24 protein-coding genes are annotated in these 21,583 nt (G+C 62.3%); 15 read left to right on the forward strand and 9 right to left on the reverse strand.

Annotation, left to right across the window (positions count from 1 at the left end):
* Positions 1-91 precede the first annotated feature (91 nt).
* Positions 92-691 (forward strand): FMN-dependent NADH-azoreductase, encoded by a 600-nt coding sequence (locus tag V8N38_RS14870; RefSeq protein WP_147190147.1) that lies wholly within the window; start codon positions 92-94, stop codon positions 689-691.
* 117 nt (positions 692-808) lie between these two features.
* Here V8N38_RS14870 and fliE read toward each other — a convergent pair whose 3' ends face one another.
* A complete protein-coding gene (gene fliE / locus V8N38_RS14875) occupies positions 809-1,123 on the reverse strand; it encodes a flagellar hook-basal body complex protein FliE (RefSeq protein ID WP_060440673.1) in 315 nt (104 codons plus the stop codon).
* Between the two features lie 314 nt (positions 1,124-1,437).
* Here fliE and fliF point away from each other — a divergent pair, with 314 nt between their 5' ends.
* From fliF to sra, 14 genes are all read left to right on the forward strand, one after another.
* Positions 1,438-3,144, forward strand: a complete 1,707-nt coding sequence (gene fliF, locus V8N38_RS14880; protein WP_060420817.1) for a flagellar basal-body MS-ring/collar protein FliF — start codon at positions 1,438-1,440, stop codon at positions 3,142-3,144.
* Positions 3,141-4,133: a flagellar motor switch protein FliG gene (gene fliG, locus V8N38_RS14885; RefSeq protein WP_033634975.1), complete on the forward strand. Its 993-nt coding sequence runs from the start codon at positions 3,141-3,143 to the stop codon at positions 4,131-4,133. The genes fliF and fliG overlap by 4 nt, the downstream gene beginning before the upstream one ends.
* On the forward strand, positions 4,126-4,830 hold the full coding sequence (gene fliH, locus V8N38_RS14890) for a flagellar assembly protein FliH (RefSeq protein WP_038876881.1): 705 nt from the start codon (positions 4,126-4,128) through the stop codon (positions 4,828-4,830). The genes fliG and fliH overlap by 8 nt, the downstream gene beginning before the upstream one ends.
* Positions 4,830-6,191, forward strand: coding sequence for a flagellar protein export ATPase FliI (fliI, locus tag V8N38_RS14895; RefSeq protein ID WP_004934781.1), 1,362 nt, complete (start codon positions 4,830-4,832; stop codon positions 6,189-6,191). Before fliH ends, fliI begins: the two co-directional genes overlap by 1 nt.
* Positions 6,192-6,212: 21 nt before the next feature.
* A complete protein-coding gene (fliJ, locus tag V8N38_RS14900) occupies positions 6,213-6,659 on the forward strand; it encodes a flagellar export protein FliJ (protein WP_033647768.1) in 447 nt (148 codons plus the stop codon).
* Positions 6,656-7,888, forward strand: a complete 1,233-nt coding sequence (locus V8N38_RS14905; RefSeq protein WP_147839808.1) for a flagellar hook-length control protein FliK — start codon at positions 6,656-6,658, stop codon at positions 7,886-7,888. Before fliJ ends, V8N38_RS14905 begins: the two co-directional genes overlap by 4 nt.
* 165 nt (positions 7,889-8,053) lie before the next feature.
* Positions 8,054-8,539, forward strand: coding sequence for a flagellar basal body-associated protein FliL (gene fliL / locus V8N38_RS14910; RefSeq protein ID WP_004934797.1), 486 nt, complete (start codon positions 8,054-8,056; stop codon positions 8,537-8,539).
* A gap of 5 nt (positions 8,540-8,544) precedes the next feature.
* Positions 8,545-9,549: a flagellar motor switch protein FliM gene (gene fliM, locus V8N38_RS14915; protein WP_025303254.1), complete on the forward strand. Its 1,005-nt coding sequence runs from the start codon at positions 8,545-8,547 to the stop codon at positions 9,547-9,549.
* Positions 9,542-9,958, forward strand: coding sequence for a flagellar motor switch protein FliN (fliN, locus tag V8N38_RS14920; protein WP_038876868.1), 417 nt, complete (start codon positions 9,542-9,544; stop codon positions 9,956-9,958). The genes fliM and fliN overlap by 8 nt, the downstream gene beginning before the upstream one ends.
* The gene (fliO, locus tag V8N38_RS14925; protein ID WP_060425879.1) at positions 9,958-10,362 is read left to right on the forward strand and encodes a flagellar biosynthetic protein FliO; all 405 of its coding nucleotides are present in this window, start codon (positions 9,958-9,960) and stop codon (positions 10,360-10,362) included. Before fliN ends, fliO begins: the two co-directional genes overlap by 1 nt.
* Positions 10,359-11,120 (forward strand): flagellar type III secretion system pore protein FliP, encoded by a 762-nt coding sequence (gene fliP, locus V8N38_RS14930; RefSeq protein WP_025303257.1) that lies wholly within the window; start codon positions 10,359-10,361, stop codon positions 11,118-11,120. Before fliO ends, fliP begins: the two co-directional genes overlap by 4 nt.
* 21 nt (positions 11,121-11,141) lie before the next feature.
* Complete coding sequence (fliQ, locus tag V8N38_RS14935) at positions 11,142-11,411, forward strand: flagellar biosynthesis protein FliQ (RefSeq protein ID WP_004934803.1); 270 nt, start codon at positions 11,142-11,144, stop codon at positions 11,409-11,411.
* Between the two features lie 2 nt (positions 11,412-11,413).
* Complete coding sequence (fliR, locus tag V8N38_RS14940; protein WP_033632754.1) at positions 11,414-12,196, forward strand: flagellar biosynthetic protein FliR; 783 nt, start codon at positions 11,414-11,416, stop codon at positions 12,194-12,196.
* A gap of 359 nt (positions 12,197-12,555) precedes the next feature.
* Positions 12,556-12,690, forward strand: coding sequence for a stationary-phase-induced ribosome-associated protein (gene sra / locus V8N38_RS14945; protein ID WP_087763075.1), 135 nt, complete (start codon positions 12,556-12,558; stop codon positions 12,688-12,690).
* A gap of 272 nt (positions 12,691-12,962) precedes the next feature.
* On the opposite strand, the gene flgL is transcribed toward sra, so the two are convergent.
* The 8 genes from flgL to flgE all read right to left on the reverse strand — a co-directional run bounded on the left by flgL (position 12,963) and on the right by flgE (position 21,549).
* Positions 12,963-13,922, reverse strand: coding sequence for a flagellar hook-associated protein FlgL (gene flgL / locus V8N38_RS14950; protein ID WP_060439717.1), 960 nt, complete (start codon positions 13,920-13,922; stop codon positions 12,963-12,965).
* Positions 13,923-13,981: 59 nt separating this feature from the next.
* Entirely contained in the window at positions 13,982-15,631 is a 1,650-nt protein-coding gene (gene flgK, locus V8N38_RS14955) for a flagellar hook-associated protein FlgK (protein WP_147839807.1), read from the reverse strand.
* A gap of 285 nt (positions 15,632-15,916) precedes the next feature.
* Positions 15,917-16,861 carry a flagellar assembly peptidoglycan hydrolase FlgJ gene (gene flgJ / locus V8N38_RS14960; protein ID WP_049200258.1) on the reverse strand — a complete coding sequence of 315 codons (945 nt, stop codon included), beginning with the start codon at positions 16,859-16,861 and terminating at the stop codon, positions 15,917-15,919.
* Positions 16,861-17,961 carry a flagellar basal body P-ring protein FlgI gene (locus tag V8N38_RS14965; protein WP_004934816.1) on the reverse strand — a complete coding sequence of 367 codons (1,101 nt, stop codon included), beginning with the start codon at positions 17,959-17,961 and terminating at the stop codon, positions 16,861-16,863. The genes flgJ and V8N38_RS14965 overlap by 1 nt, the downstream gene beginning before the upstream one ends.
* Before the next feature lie 10 nt (positions 17,962-17,971).
* On the reverse strand, positions 17,972-18,673 hold the full coding sequence (flgH, locus tag V8N38_RS14970) for a flagellar basal body L-ring protein FlgH (RefSeq protein WP_004934817.1): 702 nt from the start codon (positions 18,671-18,673) through the stop codon (positions 17,972-17,974).
* A gap of 83 nt (positions 18,674-18,756) precedes the next feature.
* On the reverse strand, positions 18,757-19,539 hold the full coding sequence (gene flgG / locus V8N38_RS14975; RefSeq protein WP_004934819.1) for a flagellar basal-body rod protein FlgG: 783 nt from the start codon (positions 19,537-19,539) through the stop codon (positions 18,757-18,759).
* 18 nt (positions 19,540-19,557) lie between these two features.
* Positions 19,558-20,313 carry a flagellar basal body rod protein FlgF gene (locus V8N38_RS14980; protein WP_060420794.1) on the reverse strand — a complete coding sequence of 252 codons (756 nt, stop codon included), beginning with the start codon at positions 20,311-20,313 and terminating at the stop codon, positions 19,558-19,560.
* 12 nt (positions 20,314-20,325) lie between these two features.
* Complete coding sequence (gene flgE / locus V8N38_RS14985; RefSeq protein ID WP_004934822.1) at positions 20,326-21,549, reverse strand: flagellar hook protein FlgE; 1,224 nt, start codon at positions 21,547-21,549, stop codon at positions 20,326-20,328.
* Between the last annotated feature and the right edge of the window lie 34 nt (positions 21,550-21,583).

Here is a 21,583-nt window from a genome sequence, read left to right on the forward strand (position 1 = left end):
TATCACCACTGGTGAACATCAAGCAATGATAACCTGCAGTCATTCCGGAATTCCCGGTGAAAACCACAGATGATCGTCAGAGGACAACCACATGAAAAAAATACTGGTGCTCAAATCCAGCATTATGGGAAACGACTCGCAGACCAATAACCTGATTGACCGCTATCTGGCGGAACGTCGGGCCAAAGGGCACGAAGATAAGATCGTCGAGCACGATCTGACGGCGTTGGATCTGCCGGTATTGGACGGCGAGCTGTTCAGTGCGCTGCGCGGCGCGGAAAACACCAGTCCACGCGCGCAAGCGGCGGTGGCGCTGTCCGATCGGCTGATTGCCGAACTGAAAGGGAGCGATCTGCTGCTGATCGGGGCGCCAATGTACAACCTCAACGTACCGACCCAGCTGAAAAACTGGTTCGATCTGGTGGCCCGCGCCCGGGTAACGTTCAACTATACCGCCACCTACCCGGTCGGGTTGGTCGAGGGCGTCAATGCGCTGGTATTCAGCTCACGCGGCGGCGTACATGCCGGCCAGCCGACCGACGCCGTGACGCCCTACCTGCGGTCGGTGCTGGGGCTGATGGGGATCGGCGACGTGCAATTTATCTATGCCGAAGGGCTGGATATGAAACCGCACGGCCTCGCGCAGGGACTGGCGAACGCCCACGAACGGATTGCGGAATTGGCGGACTGAGGCCTTTTCGATGTTGCTGACTCTGTTTGTCATCGGCCCTTTTGCCCTCCTGTTAGCCGTCGAGATCCGTCGCTTTTGGCGACGGACCCGGCTCTGACAGGCGGCACAGGCCGAACGTCACACCGGCATATTCATAATATCTTGGTAGGCCGCCACCAGCTTGTTGCGCACCTGCACGCCCAGTTGCAAAGAGACCGACGATTTCTGCAGATCGACCATCACATCGTTCAGGCTGATGCCCGGCACGCCCAGTTCAAAATCCTGCGCCTGCTTGCGCGCCGTTTGCTGGGTCTCGCTGATCTTGCCGAGCGCCGCGGTCAGTTCGCTGGCGAAGCTGACGCCCTGTGGCACCGCATTCTGCCCCATTTTGCCGGCCTGAACCGCCATGGTCTGCATCTGCTGCAGTACCCCTTCAATGCCCTGAATCGCCATCTGATCCTCAATCATCTCGTCTCGCCGGGTGACGTTTCACCCTGCACTTCTCCAATGATGCACACCCTAGCACAGCGTTTTCAGAGCTAAAGCGGCTAATTAACTGCAAAAAACCCGGCTTATCGGGCAATCAGAATCGTCTGATAAGGCGAATAATGGCCTGCCCAGAAATGGGAGCGCCGCTATTTAGAAGATATGTGTATCAGGGAGTCTGTTTTGTCACACAACGCTAACCATACCGTTCATCAGCCTGGCAGGGAGCTGCTCAGCGGCCCGTACGGGATCGTGAGCGCCATTGAAGGACGAGACCTAAAATGAGTGCTTCGATAACCGCCGGCGAAAGCCGCGACAACGGCCTGCAGGCCATCTGGAATCGTCTGCGCGCCAACCCGAAAATTCCGTTGCTGGTCGCCGCTTCCGCCGCGATCGCGATCGTCGTCGCGCTGCTGTTGTGGGTGAAAAGTCCCGACTACCGCGTGCTGTACAGCAATCTGAACGACCGCGACGGTGGCGCCATCGTCACCCAGCTGACGCAGATGAATATCCCTTACCGCTTTGCCGAGAATGGCGCAGCGCTGCTGATCCCGGCGGAAAAGGTGCATGAAACCCGCCTGCGCCTGGCGCAGCAAGGGCTGCCGAAAGGCGGCGCCGTCGGTTTCGAACTGCTGGATCAGGAAAAATTCGGCATCAGCCAGTTCAGCGAGCAGATCAACTATCAGCGTGCCCTCGAGGGCGAGCTGTCGCGCACTATCGAATCGCTGGGGCCGGTACAAAACGCCCGCGTTCACCTGGCGCTGCCTAAACCTTCGCTGTTCGTGCGCGAACAAAAATCCCCTTCCGCGTCGGTAACGCTGACCCTGCAACCCGGACGTGCGCTGGACGATGGCCAGATCAACGCCATCGTTTATATGGTGTCGAGCAGCGTCGCCGGCCTGCCGCCGGGCAATGTGACCGTGGTCGATCAGGCTGGCCGTCTGCTGACGCAGTCCGACGGCACCGGGCGCGATCTCAACGCCTCGCAGCTGAAATACGCCAACGAAGTGGAAAACGGCTTCCAGCGCCGCATCGAAGCGATCCTCGCCCCGGTGGTCGGCAGCGCCAACGTGCGCGCGCAGGTCACGGCGCAAATCGACTTCGCCACTCGCGAACAAACCGATGAACAGTACCAACCTAATCAACAGCCTGACAAAGCCGCTATCCGCTCTCAGCAAACCAGCCTGAGCGAGCAGATCGGCGGGCCACAGGTAGGCGGCGTGCCGGGCGCACTGTCCAATCAGCCAAGCGCGCCGGCCACGGCACCGATTGAGACCGCCAAGCCGGCCACCACCGCAGGCAACAATGCCAACGCCAACGCCACCGCGCAAAACGCCGCGACCACCCGCAGCGCGGCGGCCAGCGGCGTACCGCAAAATACCCGTCGCGACGCGACCACCAACTACGAGCTCGACCGCACCATTCGCCATACCCAGCAAAAAGCCGGCACCGTGCAGCGTTTGTCGGTCGCCGTGGTCGTCAACTATCTGGGCACCGATAAAGACGGCAAACCGCAGCCGATGAGCAAAGAGCAGCTGGCGCAGATCGAAGCGCTGGTGCGTGAAGCGATGGGCTACTCCAGCAGCCGTGGCGATACCCTGAACGTGGTCAACACGCCGTTTACCGACAGTCAGGTGACCGGTGGCGAACTGCCGTTCTGGCAAAGCCAGTCGTTTATCGATCGTCTGATAGACGCGGGCCGCTATCTGCTGGTGCTGCTGGTGGCCTGGCTGCTGTGGCGCAAACTGGTGCGGCCGCAGCTGCAACAGCGCCAGGCGGCGCAACAGGCCGCCGCCGCCGCCGCCAACGCCCCTGCCGCCAAACCGGTCGACAGCAGCAAACCGAGCAACGAGGAGCTGGCGCAGCGTCGTAAATCGCAGCAGCGCGTCAGCGCAGAAGTCCAGAGCCAGCGGATCCGCGATCTGGCTGACAAAGACCCACGCGTGGTCGCTCTGGTAATCCGCCAATGGATGAGTAACGAGATATGAGCCTGACCGGAACCGACAAAAGCGCCATCCTGCTGATGACGCTGGGTGAAGATCGCGCGGCGGAGGTGTTCAAACACCTCTCCTCGCGCGAAGTACAGCTGCTGAGCGGCACCATGGCCGGCATGAGCCAGGTTTCGCACAAACAGCTCGGCGAAATACTGACCGAGTTTGAAGACGACGCCGAGCAATACGCGGCGCTGAGCGTCAACGCCAGCGACTACCTGCGTTCGGTGCTGGTCAAAGCGCTGGGCGAAGAGCGCGCCGCCAGCCTGCTGGAAGACATTCTCGAATCGCGCGAGACCACCACCGGCATGGAAACGCTCAACTTTATGGAGCCGCAGAGCGCTGCCGATCTGATCCGCGACGAACACCCGCAGATCATCGCCACCATTCTGGTGCACCTCAAACGCGGCCAGGCGGCAGATATCCTGGCCCTGTTCGACGAACGCCTGCGCAACGACGTGATGCTGCGTATCGCCACCTTCGGCGGCGTACAGCCGGCGGCGTTGGCGGAGTTGACCGAAGTGCTGAACAACCTGCTCGACGGCCAGAACCTCAAGCGCAGCAAAATGGGCGGGGTGCGCACCGCCGCCGAGATCATCAACCTGATGAAAACCCAGCAGGAAGAAGCGGTCATCGACGCGATGCGCGAATACGACGGCGAGCTGGCGCAGAAGATCATCGACGAGATGTTCCTGTTCGAAAACCTGGTGGAGGTCGACGATCGCAGTATCCAACGCCTGCTGCAGGAAGTGGAAGGCGAGTCGCTGCTGATTGCGTTGAAAGGCGCCGAGCAGCCGCTGCGCGAGAAGTTCCTCAAGAACATGTCGCAACGCGCCGCCGACATCCTGCGCGACGATCTGGCCAACCGTGGGCCGGTGCGCATGTCGCAGGTGGAGAACGAGCAGAAAGCCATTCTGCTGGTGGTAAGACGCCTGGCGGAAAGCGGCGAAATGATCATCGGCGGCGGCGAGGACACCTATGTCTGATCGCATTAACACCCTGCCCTGGCAGCCCTGGTCGCTCAACGATTTGGGCGAACAGAAACCGGCTGTCGAACTGCCGCAGTTGCCGGATCTCGAACTTGACGATCCGTCGCCGGACGCACAGGCCGAATTGCAGCAGCAGTTGGCGACGCTGCGCCTGCAGGCGGAGCAACAGGGCCAGCAGTTGGGCTATGCCGACGGCCAGCAAAAAGGCTATGAGGCCGGTTTTCAGTCCGGACTGGAGGAAGGCCGCCAGCAAGGGCTGCTGGAAGCGCAACAGCAGCAGCAGCCGCTGACTGCCCACTGGCAGCAGCTGGTCACCGAATTTCAGCACACGCTGGACGCGCTCGACAGCGTGATCGCTTCGCGGCTGATGCAGCTGGCACTGACCGCCGCCAAACAGGTGCTGGGCCAGCCTCCGGTATGCGACGGCACCGCCCTGCTGGCGCAGATCCAACAGCTGATCCAGCAGGAACCGATGTTCAACGGCAAGCCGCAGCTGCGGGTGCACCCGGACGACTACCCGCGCGTCGAGCAGCAGCTGGGGGTCACCCTCAGCCTGCACGGCTGGCGCCTGCTGGCGGACGGCGAGCTGCACCCGGGCGGCTGCAAGGTCAGCGCCGAGGAAGGCGATCTCGACGCCAGTCTGGCAACGCGCTGGCATGAACTGTGCCGCCTGGCGGCACCGGGAGAAGTCTGATGACCGCGCGTCTCGGCCGCTGGCTGAGCTCTCTGGATACGCTGGAAAAACGCATCGCGCGCGCGCCGACGGTGCGCCGCTACGGTCGCCTGACCCGTGCGACCGGGCTGGTGCTGGAGGCTACCGGCCTGCAGCTGCCGCTCGGCGCGACCTGCCTCATCGAACGGCACGACGCCGGTGAGGTGCAGGAAGTGGAAAGCGAAGTGGTCGGCTTCAACGGCCAGCGGCTGTTCCTGATGCCGCTGGAAGAAGTGGAAGGCATCGTGCCGGGCGCGCGGGTTTACGCCCGCATCGCACCGGAAGGCCAAAGCGCCGGCAAACAGCTGCCGCTCGGCCCCGCGCTGTTGGGGCGTGTGCTGGACGGCAGCGCCAAACCGCTCGACGGCCTGCCTTCACCGGAAACCGGTTACCGCGCGCCGCTGATCACCGCGCCGTTCAACCCCTTGCAGCGCACGCCGATCGAGCAGGTGCTGGACGTGGGGGTGCGCACCATCAACGGCCTGCTGACCGTCGGCCGCGGCCAGCGTATGGGCCTGTTCGCCGGCTCCGGCGTCGGCAAGAGCGTGCTGCTCGGCATGATGGCCCGTTATACCCAGGCGGATGTGATCGTCGTTGGCCTGATCGGCGAGCGTGGCCGCGAGGTCAAAGACTTTATCGAGAACATTCTCGGCGCCGAAGGCCGGGCGCGCTCGGTGGTGATCGCCGCGCCGGCGGACGTGTCGCCGCTGCTGCGCATGCAGGGGGCGGCCTACGCCACCCGCATCGCCGAAGATTTCCGCGATCGCGGGCAGCATGTGTTGCTGATCATGGATTCCCTCACCCGCTACGCCATGGCGCAGCGTGAGATCGCCCTGGCCATCGGCGAGCCGCCGGCGACCAAAGGCTATCCGCCGTCGGTCTTCGCCAAGCTGCCTGCGCTGGTGGAACGCGCGGGCAACGGCATCAGCGGCGGCGGTTCCATCACCGCCTTCTACACCGTGTTGACCGAAGGGGACGATCAGCAAGACCCGATCGCCGACTCGGCGCGCGCAATTCTCGATGGCCACGTGGTGCTGTCCCGGCGCCTGGCGGAAGCCGGTCACTACCCGGCGATCGACATCGAAGCGTCAATCAGCCGCGCCATGACGTCGCTGATCGACGAAGAGCATTACCGCCGGGTGCGCACCTTCAAACAGATGCTGGCCAGCTATCAGCGCAACCGCGATCTGATCAGCGTCGGCGCCTACGCGGCGGGCAGCGATCCGTTGCTGGACAAAGCGATGACGCTGTATCCGCAGATGGAAGCTTACCTGCAACAGGGCATCTTTGAACGCAGCGGCTATGATGAAGCCTGTCAACAGCTGCAGCAGTTGATTGTTTAACGTCACCAGAGGCGCACAGCGATGAAATCACAATCCCCCCTGATTACCCTGCGAGATCTGGCGCAGGATGCGGTGGAACAGGCCGCGCAACAGCTGGGCCAGGTACGGCAGGCGCAGCAGGCGGCAGAGCAGCAGCTGTCGATGCTGCTCAACTATCAGGACGAATACCGCCAGAAGCTGAATCATACGCTCTGCGACGGCATGGACAGCTCACGCTGGCAAAACTACCAGCAGTTTATCGGCACGCTGGAACAGGCCATCGACCAACACCGCCAGCAGCTGCTGCAGTGGGGGCAGAAAGTGGATCATGCGGTGAAGCAATGGCAAGACAAACAACAGCGGCTGAACGCTTTCGAGACCCTGCATACCCGCGCTCTGACGGCGGAGCAGCAGCAGGAGAACAAACGGGATCAAAAACTGATGGATGAGTTCGCTCAACGCAGTGCACAAAGGAATATCAACCCATGAATCTGAACGCCCTGCCCGGCCTGGCCTTACCCGGCGACGCCGGCGGCCTGGCCGAACTGACGTCGGCGCTGGATGAGAGCCAGCTGTCGTCCGCTTTCGCCCAGCTGCTCGGCGCCCGTTTCGCGCCCGCCGCCGACGGCAAACAGCCGCCGGTCGCGCTGAGCGCGGACGAAGAACGCGCCCCGGCCCTGAGCCGCAACCAGCTCAATCAACTGCTGGCCACTTTCGGCGAGCGCGGCGGCCTGCTGCCGGGCCAGACGGCCTCAGCCGACGCGCTTTCACCTGAGGGCGCCGAGGACGAAGCGCCCGCCGCCGGCGACAAACCGGCGCAGCCGCCGATCGCCGCCGCCAAAGAACTGGATGCCGCAACGCTGCAGGCGCTGTACGCCATGCTGCCGGCCGCGATCGTCGCCCAGGCGCAACCGGCCGAAGGCCAACGTTCGCTGCCGGTGGATAGCGCTGACGAAGCGACTGCGCTGCAGCCCGGCAATGGCCTGCTGAACATCGCGGCGGCCGGTGATAAAACCGCCGCGCGTTCCTCGGCATCCCCCGCTCCCTCGCTAACAGGGGCGAAAACGTCGGCTACCGACGGCGATAATGCCAAGGCGGCGCTCCCGCAACCGACCAACGGCGAACGGGCAAGCACCGCACAGCCGCTGCCGGCGAGCGATGCGCAGCAGCCACCGACGCTCAACCACGCCGTCGCCCTGGCCGCCGCCAGCCCAACGCAAACGGCCGCTCCTGCCAGCGCACTGATGACCGCACCGCCTGCGCCGCAGCTCCACGCGCAGCTGGGCAGCCCGGAGTGGCAGCAGGCGTTGAACCAACAGGTGCTGATGTTCCACCGCAACGGCCAGCAGAGCGCCGAGCTGCGCCTGCACCCGCAGGAACTGGGCGCCCTGCAGATCACGCTGAAACTGGACGATCAGCAGGCGCAGCTGCACATCGCCTCCGCTCACGGTCAGGTGCGTGCGGCGGTGGAAGCGGCGATGCCGCAGCTGCGGCACGCGCTGGCGGAGAGCGGTATCAACCTGGGGCAGAGCAGCGTGGGCGGCGAGTCCACTCCGCAATGGCAGCAGCAGGCGCAACAGCAGGCTTCCAACGGCCAGGGGCGTTCCAGCTATGCTGAACATCATGGCGGTGACGGCGCAGCCGCCGAGGGCGTCAGCGCACCGGCGGCGCTGCAGCGTATGGCCAGCGCGGTCAACGGCGTCGATATTTTCGCCTAAGCCGCCGCAAACGCCCAAGCTGGCACCCATTTGCGCGTCTATTCAGGCTATTGCACGCCGCAATAGACGCGATAATACCTTTACATGTCATGCGTGCGGCCTTGCCGCGCGCTATGCCCGCCGCCTCGCCGGCCGCGGGTGGAACAACAGGAATTAGATTTCGCTATGTCTCAGAACTCCCTTCCGGCAGCACCGAAACGCCCCCTTCTGGTCATCCTGCTGGTCTTGATCAGCGTCGTCGCCTGTGGCGCCGCGGGCTACAGCTGGTGGCTGCTGCAACAGCATAAAAACGGCGCCGAACCGGCCGCCGCCAAACAGCAACCGCCGGCCGCGCCGGTGTTCATGCCGCTCGACACCTTTACCGTCAACCTGGTGACGCCGGACAACAACCCGGATCGCGTGCTGTACATCGGCCTCACGCTGCGTCTGCCGGACGAAAGTACCCGCCGCCAGCTGAACGATTTTCTGCCGGAAGTGCGCAGCCGTCTGCTGATGCTGCTCTCCCGTCAGGAAGCGAGCCAGCTGGCCAATGAACAAGGGAAGCAACAGTTGGTGGCGCAGATTAAGGACGTGCTCAGCCCGCCGCTGGTTAAGGGACAACCGAAGCAGGTGGTCAGCGACGTGCTGTTCACCGCCTTCATACTGCGGTAATCACTATGGGCGATAGCATTCTTTCACAGGCAGAGATCGACGCCTTGCTCAACGGCGACAGCGCGGGTGATGAACCCGAAGCGATAGTCGGCAAAGAGAGCGAGGTCAAGCCTTACGATCCGAACACCCAGCGCCGCGTGGTGCGCGAGCGTCTGCACGCGCTGGAAATCATCAACGAACGTTTTGCCCGGCAGTTCCGCATGGGGTTGTTCAACCTGCTGCGCCGCAGCCCGGACATTACCGTCGGCCCGATCAAAATCCAGCCGTATCACGAGTTCGCCCGCAACCTGCCGGTGCCGACCAACCTGAACCTGGTGCATCTGAACCCGCTGCGCGGCACCGCCCTGTTCGTGTTCGCGCCGAGCCTGGTGTTCATCGCCGTCGATAACCTGTTCGGCGGCGACGGCCGCTTCCCGACCAAGGTCGAAGGCCGCGAGTTCACCCCGACCGAACAGCGGGTGATCAAGCGCATGCTGCGCCTGGCGCTGGACGCCTACGGCGACGCCTGGAGCGCCATCTACAAGATCGACGTAGAGTACGTGCGCGCCGAAATGCAGGTGAAGTTCACCAACATCACCACCTCGCCGAACGACATCGTGGTCACCACGCCGTTCCAGGTGGAGATCGGCGCGCTGACCGGCGAGTTCAACATCTGCATTCCGTTCGCGATGATCGAACCGCTGCGCGAGCTGTTGACCAACCCGCCGCTGGAAAATTCGCGGCAGGAAGACAGCCACTGGCGCGAAACCCTGGTGAAGCAGGTGCAACACTCCGAACTGGAGCTTATCGCCAACTTCGTCGATATCCCGATGCGGCTGTCGAAAGTCCTGAAGCTGCAGCCGGGCGATGTATTACCGATAGACAAGCCGGAACGCCTGATCGCCCATGTGGACGGCGTACCGGTTCTGACCAGCCAATACGGCACGTTGAACGGGCAATATGCCCTGCGTGTTGAACATTTGATTAACCCTATTTTGAATGCTCTGAGTGAGGAACAGCCCAATGAGTGATCCTAAGCAACCGTCTGGCGAAGGAAAGGAATCCGTAGACGATCTGTGGGCTGATGCGTTTAACGAGCAGCAGTCGACAGAGAAATCCGGCGCGAGCACCGAAGGGGTGTTCAAGTCGCTGGAAGCTCAGGATGCGCTCGGCAGCCTGCAGGATATCGACCTGATCCTGGATATTCCGGTCAAGCTGACCGTGGAACTGGGGCGCACCAAGATGACCATCAAAGAGCTGCTGCGCCTGTCGCAAGGCTCGGTGGTGGCGCTGGACGGCCTGGCCGGCGAGCCGCTGGACATCCTGATCAACGGTTACCTGATCGCACAAGGTGAAGTGGTGGTGGTGGCCGACAAGTTCGGCGTGCGCATCACCGACATCATCACCCCGTCCGAACGCATGCGTCGACTGAGCCGCTGATGACCGTCGCGGCGCCCGTTACCGTCCAAAGTACCCAACAACCCGCCGCGCCGGCCTTGCCGGCCGGTTCGGTGTTGATGCAGGTCAGCAGCGCGCTCGGCGGCATTCTGCTGCTGATCCTGCTGGCCGGTTGGCTGTTCCGCCGGCTGGGCTTCGCCCCGCAGGCGCGCAACAACAAGCTGCTCAACCTGCGCGCCAGTTGCCAGGTCGGGCAGCGCGAGCGCGTGGTGGTGGTGGAAGTCGACGATACCTTGCTGGTACTGGGCGTCACCGCCCAGCAGATCACCCCGCTGCACACCCTGCCTGCCCCGCCGAAAGACGAGGGTGCGGCCGATGCGGCGACGCCGGCGGACTTCCGCCAACTGATGCAAAAAGTTCTGAAACGCCCGGAAAAATCGGCATGACCTCGACTCTTCATACCCTCGTCCGCCGTCCGGCGGTTTGGCTCCCTGCCGCCCTGCTGTTCATCAGCCCGGCGGCTTTGGCGCAACTGCCGGGGCTGATCAGTCAGCCGCTGGCCAACGGCGGCCAAAGCTGGTCGCTGCCGGTGCAGACGCTGGTGCTGTTGACCTCGCTGACCTTCCTGCCCGCCATGCTGCTGATGATGACCAGCTTTACCCGCATCATCATCGTACTCGGGCTGCTGCGCAACGCGCTGGGCACCCCGTCGGCGCCACCGAATCAGGTGATGCTGGGGCTGGCATTGTTCCTGACCTTCTTCATCATGTCGCCGGTGTTCGACAAGGTCTATCAGGACGCCTACCTGCCGTTCAGCCAGGACAAGATCGGGCTGGAGGTCGCGCTGGATAAAGGCGCGCAGCCGCTGCGCGAATTCATGCTGCGCCAAACGCGCGAAACCGATCTCGCGCTGTACGCCAGGCTGGCCAATCAGCCGCCGCTGGCCGGCCCGGAAGCGGTGCCGATGCGCATCCTGCTGCCCGCCTACGTCACCAGCGAACTGAAAACTGCCTTCCAGATCGGCTTTACGGTGTTCATTCCGTTCCTGATTATCGACCTGGTGGTCGCCAGCGTGCTGATGGCGCTGGGGATGATGATGGTGCCGCCGGCCACCATCTCGCTGCCGTTCAAGCTGATGCTGTTCGTGCTGGTCGATGGCTGGCAGCTGCTGCTCGGCTCGCTGGCGCAGAGCTTCTATTCGTAACCCCCGATCGGAGAACGCGAGATGACACCTGAATCGGTTATGGCGCTCGGCACCGAGGCGATGAAAGTGGCGCTGGCGCTGGCCGCGCCGCTGCTGCTGGCGGCGCTGATCAGCGGCCTGGTGGTCAGCCTGCTGCAGGCCGCCACCCAGATCAACGAAATGACGCTGTCGTTCATCCCCAAAATTCTGGCGGTGGTGGCCACCATCATCATCGCCGGCCCCTGGATGTTGAACCTGCTGCTGGACTACATGCGCACCCTGTTCAGCAACCTGCCCACCCTGATCGGCTAACCGTGCTCACCTTCGACAGCGCCCAGCTCACCGTCTGGCTCAGCCACTATTTTTGGCCGCTGCTGCGCATTCTGGCGCTGATAAGCACCGCGCCGATATTCAGCGAAAAGCAAATCAGCAAAAAGGTCAAAATCGGCCTTGGCGGGCTGATCGTCATCCTGATCGCGCCGACGCTGCCCGCCAGCAATATCCCGATCTTCTCCGCCGCCGGCCTGTGGCTGGCGATTCAACAGATTCTGATCGGCGTGGCGCTGGGATTGACCATGCAGTTCGCCTTCGCGGCGGTGCGCCTGGCGGGCGAAGTGATCGGCATGCAGATGGGCCTGTCGTTCGCCACCTTCTTCGATCCCAGCGGCGGCCCGAACATGCCGGTGCTGGCGCGCCTGCTCAACCTGCTGGCGATGCTGCTGTTCCTCAGCTTCGACGGCCATCTGTGGCTGATTTCGCTGCTGGCGGACAGCTTCCACACCCTGCCTATCCAGACGCAGCCGCTGAACGGCAACGGTTTCCTGGTGCTGACCCAGGTCGGCTCGCTGATCTTCATCAACGGCATGATGCTGGCGCTGCCGCTGATCTGCCTGCTGTTAACGCTGAACATGGCGCTCGGCTTGCTCAACCGCATGACGCCGCAACTGTCGGTCTTCGTGATCGGCTTCCCGGTCACCATGACCTTCGGCATCATGACGCTGGGCATGATGATGCCGATGTTGGCCCCGTTCTGCGAGCATCTGTTCGGTGAAATCTTCGATCGGCTGGCGGCGGTGATCGGCGGCATGACCTTCTAAGCCCCTGCGCAGCCCCTTCCTTCCCCCCGTTTTCGCCTGAGACAAAATGGCAATAAAAACGCTTTCTTGGGACAAAAGCCTGAGAAACGCCTTTTATCCGGATTAAGGTTCAAATGTCTCCGGTGGCTTGAATAAATAAAACCCCGACCTAGAATAGACCCGGCAACAAAAAAATATCGCCTTGCACCTCCTTATTTTTCGCAGCGATAAAGTACGTTTATCTCGAGTAAAAAATAAGAATAACGCAGTCACGCATTGTTAAATGCGCGACAGATAACTTACACCCAGAATAAATGCGTCCGGCAGCCTGCCGGCTGCAGGGCGCAGCATCGACCTTTGCTAACCACAGGAGCGAGATCATGATTAAAGCGAAAAGCAACCGCAAAGCACGCCGGTTATTCGGTTTGACCCACTGGAAAAGCAACAAATTTAGAGTTTCTTTTACCGAGACGGCCGACGGCGGAAAATGGAAGGTAGAGAAGAAAAAGAAATAGCACCGCTATTTATCGTCAGGGAAATAATATCCATCGCGATTTTTCCGCCACTGATTTCAATAATGCCGTTGCGCATTAAACAGGGGTGACAATCGTATTATTTCTTCCCTGATGAAAAAAAGGCGCGTCACTCAGTCAGTAGTGGGAGAACGAGTGACGCGCCAAACGAGTGCGCCCGGTTTCAAGAAGCCTCCCTCCCCGCGGGGCGGAGAAGGCGTTTTCTAAGCGCACTAAAGGGAAACCCGTCGCGGTCAGGCAACGGGGTCTTGCTCTTAACGATTCATCTGGAACAGCGACATGCCCTGCATATCGCTGAAGGTTTTATATGACGCCTGCAGCGCCGCCTGCTGCATGAAATAAGACGAGATAGACTCGGCCAGGTCGGCATCCGTCAACGCGCTCATCTGGATCTGGTTGGTCATGTCGCGCTCTTTACCGATGCCGTCCAGCTGATCCATCTCCTGCAGCTGGCTGCCCAACTCGGCGCGCACGCTCAGCACGTTGTTGTAAGAGTTGTCCAGGCCGCGGTTGGCTTTCGCCAGCGCATCGTTCACCTGCTGCTTGGTGGCCTCATCGGCGCCCTGCAGCGGCGTTTTCAGCGCGTTCAGCGCGATATCGATACTCTCGAACACGTTGCTGACCGGCGCGCTGCCGTCCGGCTCAGGCTTCGGGTTGCTGGTCAACGACATGAACACCGCGTTGCCGGTATGGCCGATGGTCATGGTGCGGTTGGCGTCCACTTTCTGCTGAACCGTCTTGTCGCCGCCCTGATAGCTGACGGTGCCGCCGTTGTCGACGAACGGCGCCTTGTCGTTCACGTATCCGCCGAACATATAGCGGCCGTTGCCGTCGGTGCTGTTGGCCTGGTTCAGCAGCTGATCTTTCAGCCCCTGCAGCTGGGTGGCCAGCGACTGGCGGTCGTTATCGCTTTCGGTGCCGCCGGCGCTGACGATCAGCGACTTCATGTCCGCGATGGTGGACGTCGCGCCGGCCAAGACCGTTTCTTCCATCGACACGCTTTGGCGAGCGAAAGTCCGCGCCAGCGTGTATTGGCTGTTTTCCGCCTGCGACTGCGACAACATCACCGCGCGCGACGCCGCCAGCGGATCGTCGGACGGGTTGATCACCCGCTTGCCGGTAGCAAGCTGCTCGGCGGCCTTCATGAACAGCGACTGGTTGCCCGTGATGCCGTTCATGTTCTGTTGGTACATCATGCTGGTGCTCATGCGCATGCTGTGGGTTCCTTACTCTGAGCGACCGGCGCCGTTATCGGCGCCGGTTAACAATGAAATCAACGAATGTTCAGCAGCGCATCGAACAGCGAGCTGGCGGTCTGAATCACCTGCGCGTTGGCCATGTAGTACTGCTGGAAACGCAGCAGCTCGCCGTACTCTTCGTCAAGGTTAACGCCGGACATCGACTGCTGTTGCTCGCCCAGCTGCTTCACGATCTTGGCCTGCGAAGTGGCGACAGCCTTGGCGGCAGCGGTCTGGTTACCGACGCCGCTGACGATGCCAGCATAAGCGCCGCTCAGGGTCGCCTTGCCGTCCACCAGGTTTTTGGTCTGCAGATCCAGCAGCTTCTTGGCGTTTTCGTTATCGCCTCGGCCGCTGTCATCTTTACCGGCGGCGGCGATCTTGGACGAATCGGTGATGGCCACTTTCAGGTTGCCCGCCACGTCGCTGACCGGCTTCACGGTGAAGCTGTCTTTAGCCTGCGCATTGCCGTCGATGCTCACTTCCAGCCCATCGAAGTTCAGCGTCGGTTTGCCATCGGCGCTGGTGCCCGGCGTGGCGTTGACTTTCACGTTGTCCGGCAGGCGGCTGACCTGCCAGTTGCTGCCGTCGAACTCGACGCGATAATCGTTGGCCTTCACCTTGCCGGTGTCGGTGTAAGCGACCGACAGCGACGCGTCGCCGGTGTTGCGGGTGTTATCCACCACCCGGCCGCCGCTGAAGCTGAAGAAGTCGCCGCCTGCGTCACCGTTCAGGTCGAAACCGGCGCGATGCTGCTGGTTGAAGCTGTCCGCCATCGCCAACGCCAACTGGCCCAGCTGATTGCGCACGCCGTCCAACGTCTCGCTGCGGAATTTCAGCACGCCGCTCAGGCTGCCGCTGGTGATCTGGCCTTCCGGCACTTCGCTGGCGCCATTGCCGCGGTTATAACCGATGGTCAGGCGGGAAGGATCGCTGCTGGAAGGCATCGCCTCCACCTGATAAGTGTTGCTGCCCTGCACCAGGGTCAAACCGTTGGCGAAGGAGACGGTATAAGCGTCGCCATCCTGCTGCGTGACCTGCACGCCCACCAGCTGATTCAACTCGGTAACCAACTGATCGCGCTGATCCAGCAACGCATTCGGCTCGCCGCCGGCGCTGCCGCGCAAACGGGTGATCTCGTCGTTCAGCTTGGCGATCTGTTGGCCGTAGCTGTTGATCTGCTGCGCCGTATCGCTGATCTGCTGATTGACGCCGTTGTCCATGTCGCGCAGGAATTTGTCGGTGTTGTTGAACTGGTTCACCAGGCCGTTGGCCTTGCCCAGCACCGTCTGGCGCGCGGCGTCGTCACCGGCGTTGCTCACCAGGTTCTGCAGGTTGGTGAAGAAATCCTGCATGTTGGTCGACAGCGGGTTGGTTTTGCTCGCCAGCAGGTTGTCTATCTGCGAAATCTTCTCGTAATAGGCGTTTTGCGCCCCGAAGGCGCTTTGCGCACCGCGCAGCTGGTTGGTGATGAACTGGTTGTACTCGCGGTTGACGCTGGTGACGGTCACGCCGTTGCCGATAAAGCCGCTCATGGTGGCCATGCCGCCGTTCTGCGCCAGGATCGCGGTCTGGCGGTTATAGCCCGCCACGTTGTAGTTGGAGATGTTGTTGCTGACGGTACTGAGCGCCACCTGAGCCGCATTCAGCCCGCTCATCGCGGTATTGATTAAGCTATTGGACATCGGGATTCCTTATGCTGCGGCGCCGGTGGCCCACAGGGTTCTAATTGAGCTGCTGAGCCTGTTCGCTCAGCCTGTCTCGGTTATCGGCAAAAATGAGAAGAACTTGAGGAAAAAAAGCGGCAATGCGGTCAGCATCCAGCCAGCCTTCATGACCGCCTACCCCCTCAATAATTGGCGTCGCAACAAGGCGACAAGCAAGGGCGTCCCCGGGAGCCTGGTTAAGCCAAGTGACCGGGGACGAGCTTGTGCAGTCAACGCCGCTGCGGCGTCAAGCCTGACGGGGATTTAGAACAAATCTTTCAAATCGTGGGTATACGCTTTGACCGCCTGTTCCCCTGCGTTCTTCATCTGCTGAATCACGCTGACCAGTTTGCTGGCGTACTGCGGGTCGGTGGCGTAGCCGGCGCGTTGCAACGCATGCGCCGCCTGCTCCGGGCTGCGCGCGGCGGCCACGTCGGCATAGCGCGGGTTGTTGGTCAGCAGCTTGACGTAATCGGCGATCGCCTCGACGTACGAGCCGTAGACGCGGAACTTCGCCTTCACCTTCTTCGCCGCGCCCTGTTCGAACTCGGTGGTGGTGATCTCCGTCACCGGCCCGTTCCAGCTGCCGCCGGCCTTGATGCCGAACAGGTTGTAGCTCGGCGTGCCGTCCGAGGTCGGGATCTCGCGCTGCCCCCAACCGGACTCCAGCGCCGCCTGCGCGACGATCAGCTGATGCGGAATGCCGCTCTGCTGGCTGGCGACCTTCGCCGGTATCGACAGGCGAGCGACGAAGTTGCCGTTGTTGAGCGACAGCGGCGCGGCGGCCGGCGGGGCTTTCGGCATCGCGCGGCGCACCATCTGCTCCAGCGCCTGGTTCGGCAGCGTTTGCAGCACCTCGTTGTCCAGCGCCATCGGCGACAGGCCCGCCGTTTCACTCGGCACAGTATTGGCGTTGCTCATCTGCTTGACCATCATGTCGGCCAGCCCCAGCCCTTTTTGCGACATCTGCTGGGCGATTTGCTGGTCGTACATCGAGGTATAGAGCCGCGTTTGATCGCTGCTCAATACCCCATCCTGCGGCAAGGCAGAGCGCATGCTTTTCAGCATCATCTGCACGAACATGCCTTCTACCTGCTGGGCCACCTGCTTGAGGTTGCCCTGCGGGTCGGCCGCCGCATCGCGCTTCAGACCGTTCAGCGCCTGGGCGTCATAGGCCGCGCCCGACATCGCCATCAGATCGCCGGCCATCAGATGATTTCCAGTTTGGCGCGCAGGCAGCCGGCGCTCTGCATCGCCTGCAGGATCGACATCAGATCGATCGGCGTGGCACCCAGCGCGTTCAGCGCGCGGATCACGTTGTTCAGGTTGGCGCTGGCGTTCACCTTCTGCAGCGATCCGCCCTGCTGTTGCACCGAGATCTGGGTGTTTGGCGTCACCACCGTCTGGCCGCCGCCGAACGGCGTCGTCGGTTGGCTGACGGTGTTCTGCCGATCGACCACCACCGACAGGTTGCCCTGGGCGACGGCGCAAGAGTCGAGGATCACATCGCGGTTCATCACCACCGAACCGGTGCGCGAGTTGATGATCACTTTGGCATCCATCGCCCCGACGTTGACGGTGATGTTTTGAATCTCCGCCAAGAAGCGCACCTGAGAGCTGTTGCCCTGCGGCACCAGCACCTGGATCGTGCGGGCGTCGAGCGGCGTCGCGGTGCCGCCGCCGCGTTGGCGGTTGATGGCGTCGCTGATCTGCTGCGCCAGCGTGAAATCTTCGTCGTTCAGCTGCAGGTTGAGAACGCCGCCGCTGCCGAAGGTGGTCGGCAGCTCGCGCTCGATGGTGGCGCCGTTGCTGATGCGCCCGCCCGCCAGCTGGTTGACCTGCACGCTGCTGCCGCCGGCCGCCGCACCCGCGCCGCCGACCAGCACGTTGCCCTGCGCCAGCGCATAAACCTGGTTATCCACGCCTTTGAGCGGCGTCATCAGCAGGGTGCCGCCACGCAGGCTCTTGGCGTTGCCCATCGAAGAAACCACCACGTCGATGTTCTGCCCGGCGCGCGAGAACGGCGGCAGTTTGGCGGTTACCATCACCGCCGCCACGTTTTTCAGCTGCATGTTGGTGCCCGGCGGCACGGTGATGCCCAGCTGCGACAGCATGTTGCTCAGGCTTTGGGTGGTAAACGGCGTCTGCATGGTCTGGTCGCCGGAGCCGTCCAGCCCCACCACCAGGCCGTAGCCGATCAGGGCGTTGTCTCGCACGCCCTGCACCGTCACCAGATCGCGGATGCGCTCCGCCGCCGCCGGCAAGCACACCAGCCCGACGCACAGCGCGATAAACCATTTTTTCAGCATCAGTCAATCCTTAGAACGGTGAAACATTTAAGAAGAAGCGCTGCAGCCAGCCCATGGTCTGCGCTTCGTTGATATAGCCATTGCCGACGTATTCGATACGTGCGTCCGCCACCTGCGTCGAGGTCACCGAGTTGTTGCCGCTGATGGTGCGCGGATTGACGACGCCGGAGAAGCGGATGAATTCCGTGCCCTGGTTGATGGCGATCTGCTTTTCCCCTACCACGTGCAGGTTGCCGTTGGCCAGCACCTGGTTGACCGTCACCGTAATGGTGCCGTTGAAGGTGTTGTTGGCGTTGGCACCGCCCTTGCCGCCGAAGGTGCTGTCGCCGGAAATATCCATATCGGCGCGCGCATTGCCCAACAGGCCGTCGAGGTAACGCGGCGAGGTGGCGACGCCGAACTTGCTGGCGCCGTTGCGGCTGGCGTTGGCGGAGGAGCTCTTGCTGGCGCTGACGTTTTCCTGCAGCACGATGGTCAGGGTGTCGCCGACGTTGCGCGGACGGCGGTCTTCGAACAGCGGCTGGTAGCCGTAGTTCATCGGCTGCACCGTCTGGAAGATCGAGCCGTTCGGCATCGGCGCACTGGCCGGCGCGGGCTGCGCCGTGGTCGCGCCGTCCACCAGCGGTTTGTGCGGGATATAGGCGCAGCCGCTCAGCGTCAGCATCACCATTCCCGCCAGCCAGCGTTGTCCCTGCCGCGGCAGGATTGCCATCGAATATGTGGTTACCACGGGTATCGCCTTTGTTTCACGAAAGAGAATGACGGGCGCGGCAAGCCGGGCCCGTCAATGACAGATTACAGTTGCGTCAGCTTTTGCAGCATCTGATCGGAGGTCGATACCGCTTTGCTGTTGATCTCGTAAGCGCGCTGAGTCTGGATCATGTTGACCAGCTCTTCCGCCACGTTGACGTTGGAAGTTTCCACGTAACCCTGATACAGCAGACCGGCGCCGTTCAGCCCCGGCGTGCTCTCGTTCGGCGCACCCGAGCTTTCGGTTTCCTGATACAGGTTCTCGCCCACGCTCTCCAGACCGCTGTCGTTGACGAACGTGGTCAGCGTCAGTTGGCCCACCTGCTGGGCGGCGGTTTGCCCCTGCTGGGTGACGCTGACGATGCCGTCGCGGCCGACGGTGATGGACAGCGCGTTCGCCGGAATGGTGATCGCCGGCTGCACCTGGAAACCGCTGGAGGTCACCAGCTGGCCGTTCTGATCGATCTGGAACGACCCGTCACGGGTATAGGCCTGAGTGCCGTCCGGCAGCATCACCTGGAAGAATCCCTGCCCCTTGATGGCGACGTCTTTGCTGTTGTTGGTCTGCGACAGGTTACCCTGGCTGTGCAGACGCTCGGTCGCCACCGGACGCACGCCGGTGCCGATCTGCAGGCCGGAAGGCAGCGTGGTCTGCTCGGAGGACTGCGCCCCCGGCTGACGCATGGTCTGGTACAGCAGATCTTCAAATACCGCACGCTGGCGTTTGAAGCCGTTGGTGCTGACGTTCGCCAGGTTGTTGGCGATCACGTCCATGTTGGTCTGCTGCGCGTCCAGACCGGTTTTGGCAATCCATAAGGATGGAATCATCGGTTATTTCCTTGCTGCTTAACTCATTGAGAGCAGTGAGTTGGCACGCTGTTCGTTTTCATCCACGCTGTGGATGACCTTCATTTGCATTTCAAAGCGGCGGGCGTTGGCGATCATGTCGACCATGGTTTCCACCGGCTTGACGTTGCTGCCTTCCAGCACGCCCGGCATCACCCGCACCAGCGGATCGTTTTGCAACTGATTGCCGCGCTGCTGTTGGGTTTCCGGCGTCAGGCGGAACAGCCCGTCGTCACCGCGCATCACTTCGCGCGCATCGGCTTTCACCAGCTTCAGGCGGCCGATCTGCGCGATGGTGTTCGGCGGATCGCCGGCGTTCAGCGCCGAAATGGTGCCGTCGGCCGCGATGGTGATCTCCGCCGACGGCGGCACCTCGATCGGGCCGCCGTCGCCCATCACCGGCAGCCCCTGCACCGTCAACTGCCCGGTGGAGGAGATCTGAATGTTGCCGTTGCGGGTATAGGCTTCACCGCCACCCGGCAGGCTCACCGCCAGGAAACCGTCCTGCTGCAGCGCCACGTCCAGCGGACGCGACGTGTAGTTCAGCGCCCCCTGGCTCATGTCGGCGCCCGGCGTCGACGCGGTCACCAAGGTGCGCGTCGCCATACTCGGCCCGTCGACCGGTACCGCGCGCAACGCGGCGAGCTGGGCGCGAAAGCCCGGCGTCGACGCATTGGCCAGGTTGTTGGCGGTGATGGACTGCTGTTCCAGCGTTTGGCGCGCCGCGCCCATCGCGGTATAAATCGCGTGATCCATGACTCGGCCCTATTAGCGCAGGCTAACCAGCGTCTGCAGGATGGAGTCCTGCGTCTTGATGGTCTGGGCGTTGGACTGGTAGTTACGCTGTGCGACGATCATGTTCACCAGCTCCTGGCTCAGATCGACGTTGGAAGACTCCAGCGCGCCGCTGGTCAGCTTACCGAAGCCGCCGCCGCCCGACAGACCGACGCGCGGCTGGCCGGATGCACCGGTTTCCTGCCACACGTTATCGCCCTGCGACGCCAGCCCTTCCGGGTTGGAGAAGTTGGCCATGACGATCTGGCCCAGCACCTGGGTCTGCTGGTTGGAGTAGATGCCCACGACGGTGCCGTCGTTGTTGATTTGGAAGTTGGTGTATTCACCGGCGGCATAGCCGTCCTGCGCCACTTTGCTCACCGAGTCGCTGCCCACGTTCTGCTGCATGCTGCCGGCGAAGCTCAGGGTGAAGTTTTGCGCCGGTGCGCCGTCTTTGGCGGTCATCGGGATCACCATGCTGAACTCGCCCGGCGCGCCGTTGGTGCTGGTGGTTTTCACCAGGTTGCCGCTGGTGCTGAACTCCATGGTGCCGGCGTTCACTGGCGCTGCGCTGCCGTCCTGGGTATAGACCTGCCACTTGTTGTCTTCCGTCTTCACGAAGTAGGCGTTGATGTTGTGCGCGTTACCCAGCGAGTCGTAGGCGGTGATGGTGTTGACGTAGTTGTAGCTGTCCTGTTTGGTCGGATCGAACGTCTTGTTCTCCGGCACTTTATGGGTGGACTTCAGGTTGGTTACCATCTCACCGGAGGTAGACGCCTTGGCGTTCATCATGCCTTCAGGAATGCTCAGCGGCACCGGGTTGGCACCCTGCTGGATGGTCGGCGGGGAACCGGCCGCCGGGTAACCGGTCAGCTGCAGGCCCTGCATGTTGGTCAGATTACGGTTCTCGTCCAGCTTGAACTGGCCGTTGCGGGTATAGAAGATACCGCCGTCTTTATCCTGCATGCGGAAGAAGCCGTTGCCGTTGATGGCCACATCCAGCGCACGGCTGGTGCCGGTGGTGGTGCCGCCCTTGAAGTTCTGGGTGATGCCGGACACTTTAACGCCCAGCCCAACCTGCGAACCGGCGAACATGTCGGCGAAGGACACGCTGCCGGATTTGAAACCCGCGGTCGCGGAGTTGGCGATGTTGTTACCGATCACGTCAAGGTTGGTTGCTGCCGCGTTCAAGCCGCTGACTGCCTGAGAAAAGGCCATGTTATTCTCCGAATAGTGGTCAGGCTATCGTCCG

Origin of the sequence: Serratia nevei (assembly GCF_037948395.1) — a bacterium.
Classification (GTDB): Bacteria; Pseudomonadota; Gammaproteobacteria; order Enterobacterales; family Enterobacteriaceae; genus Serratia; species Serratia nevei.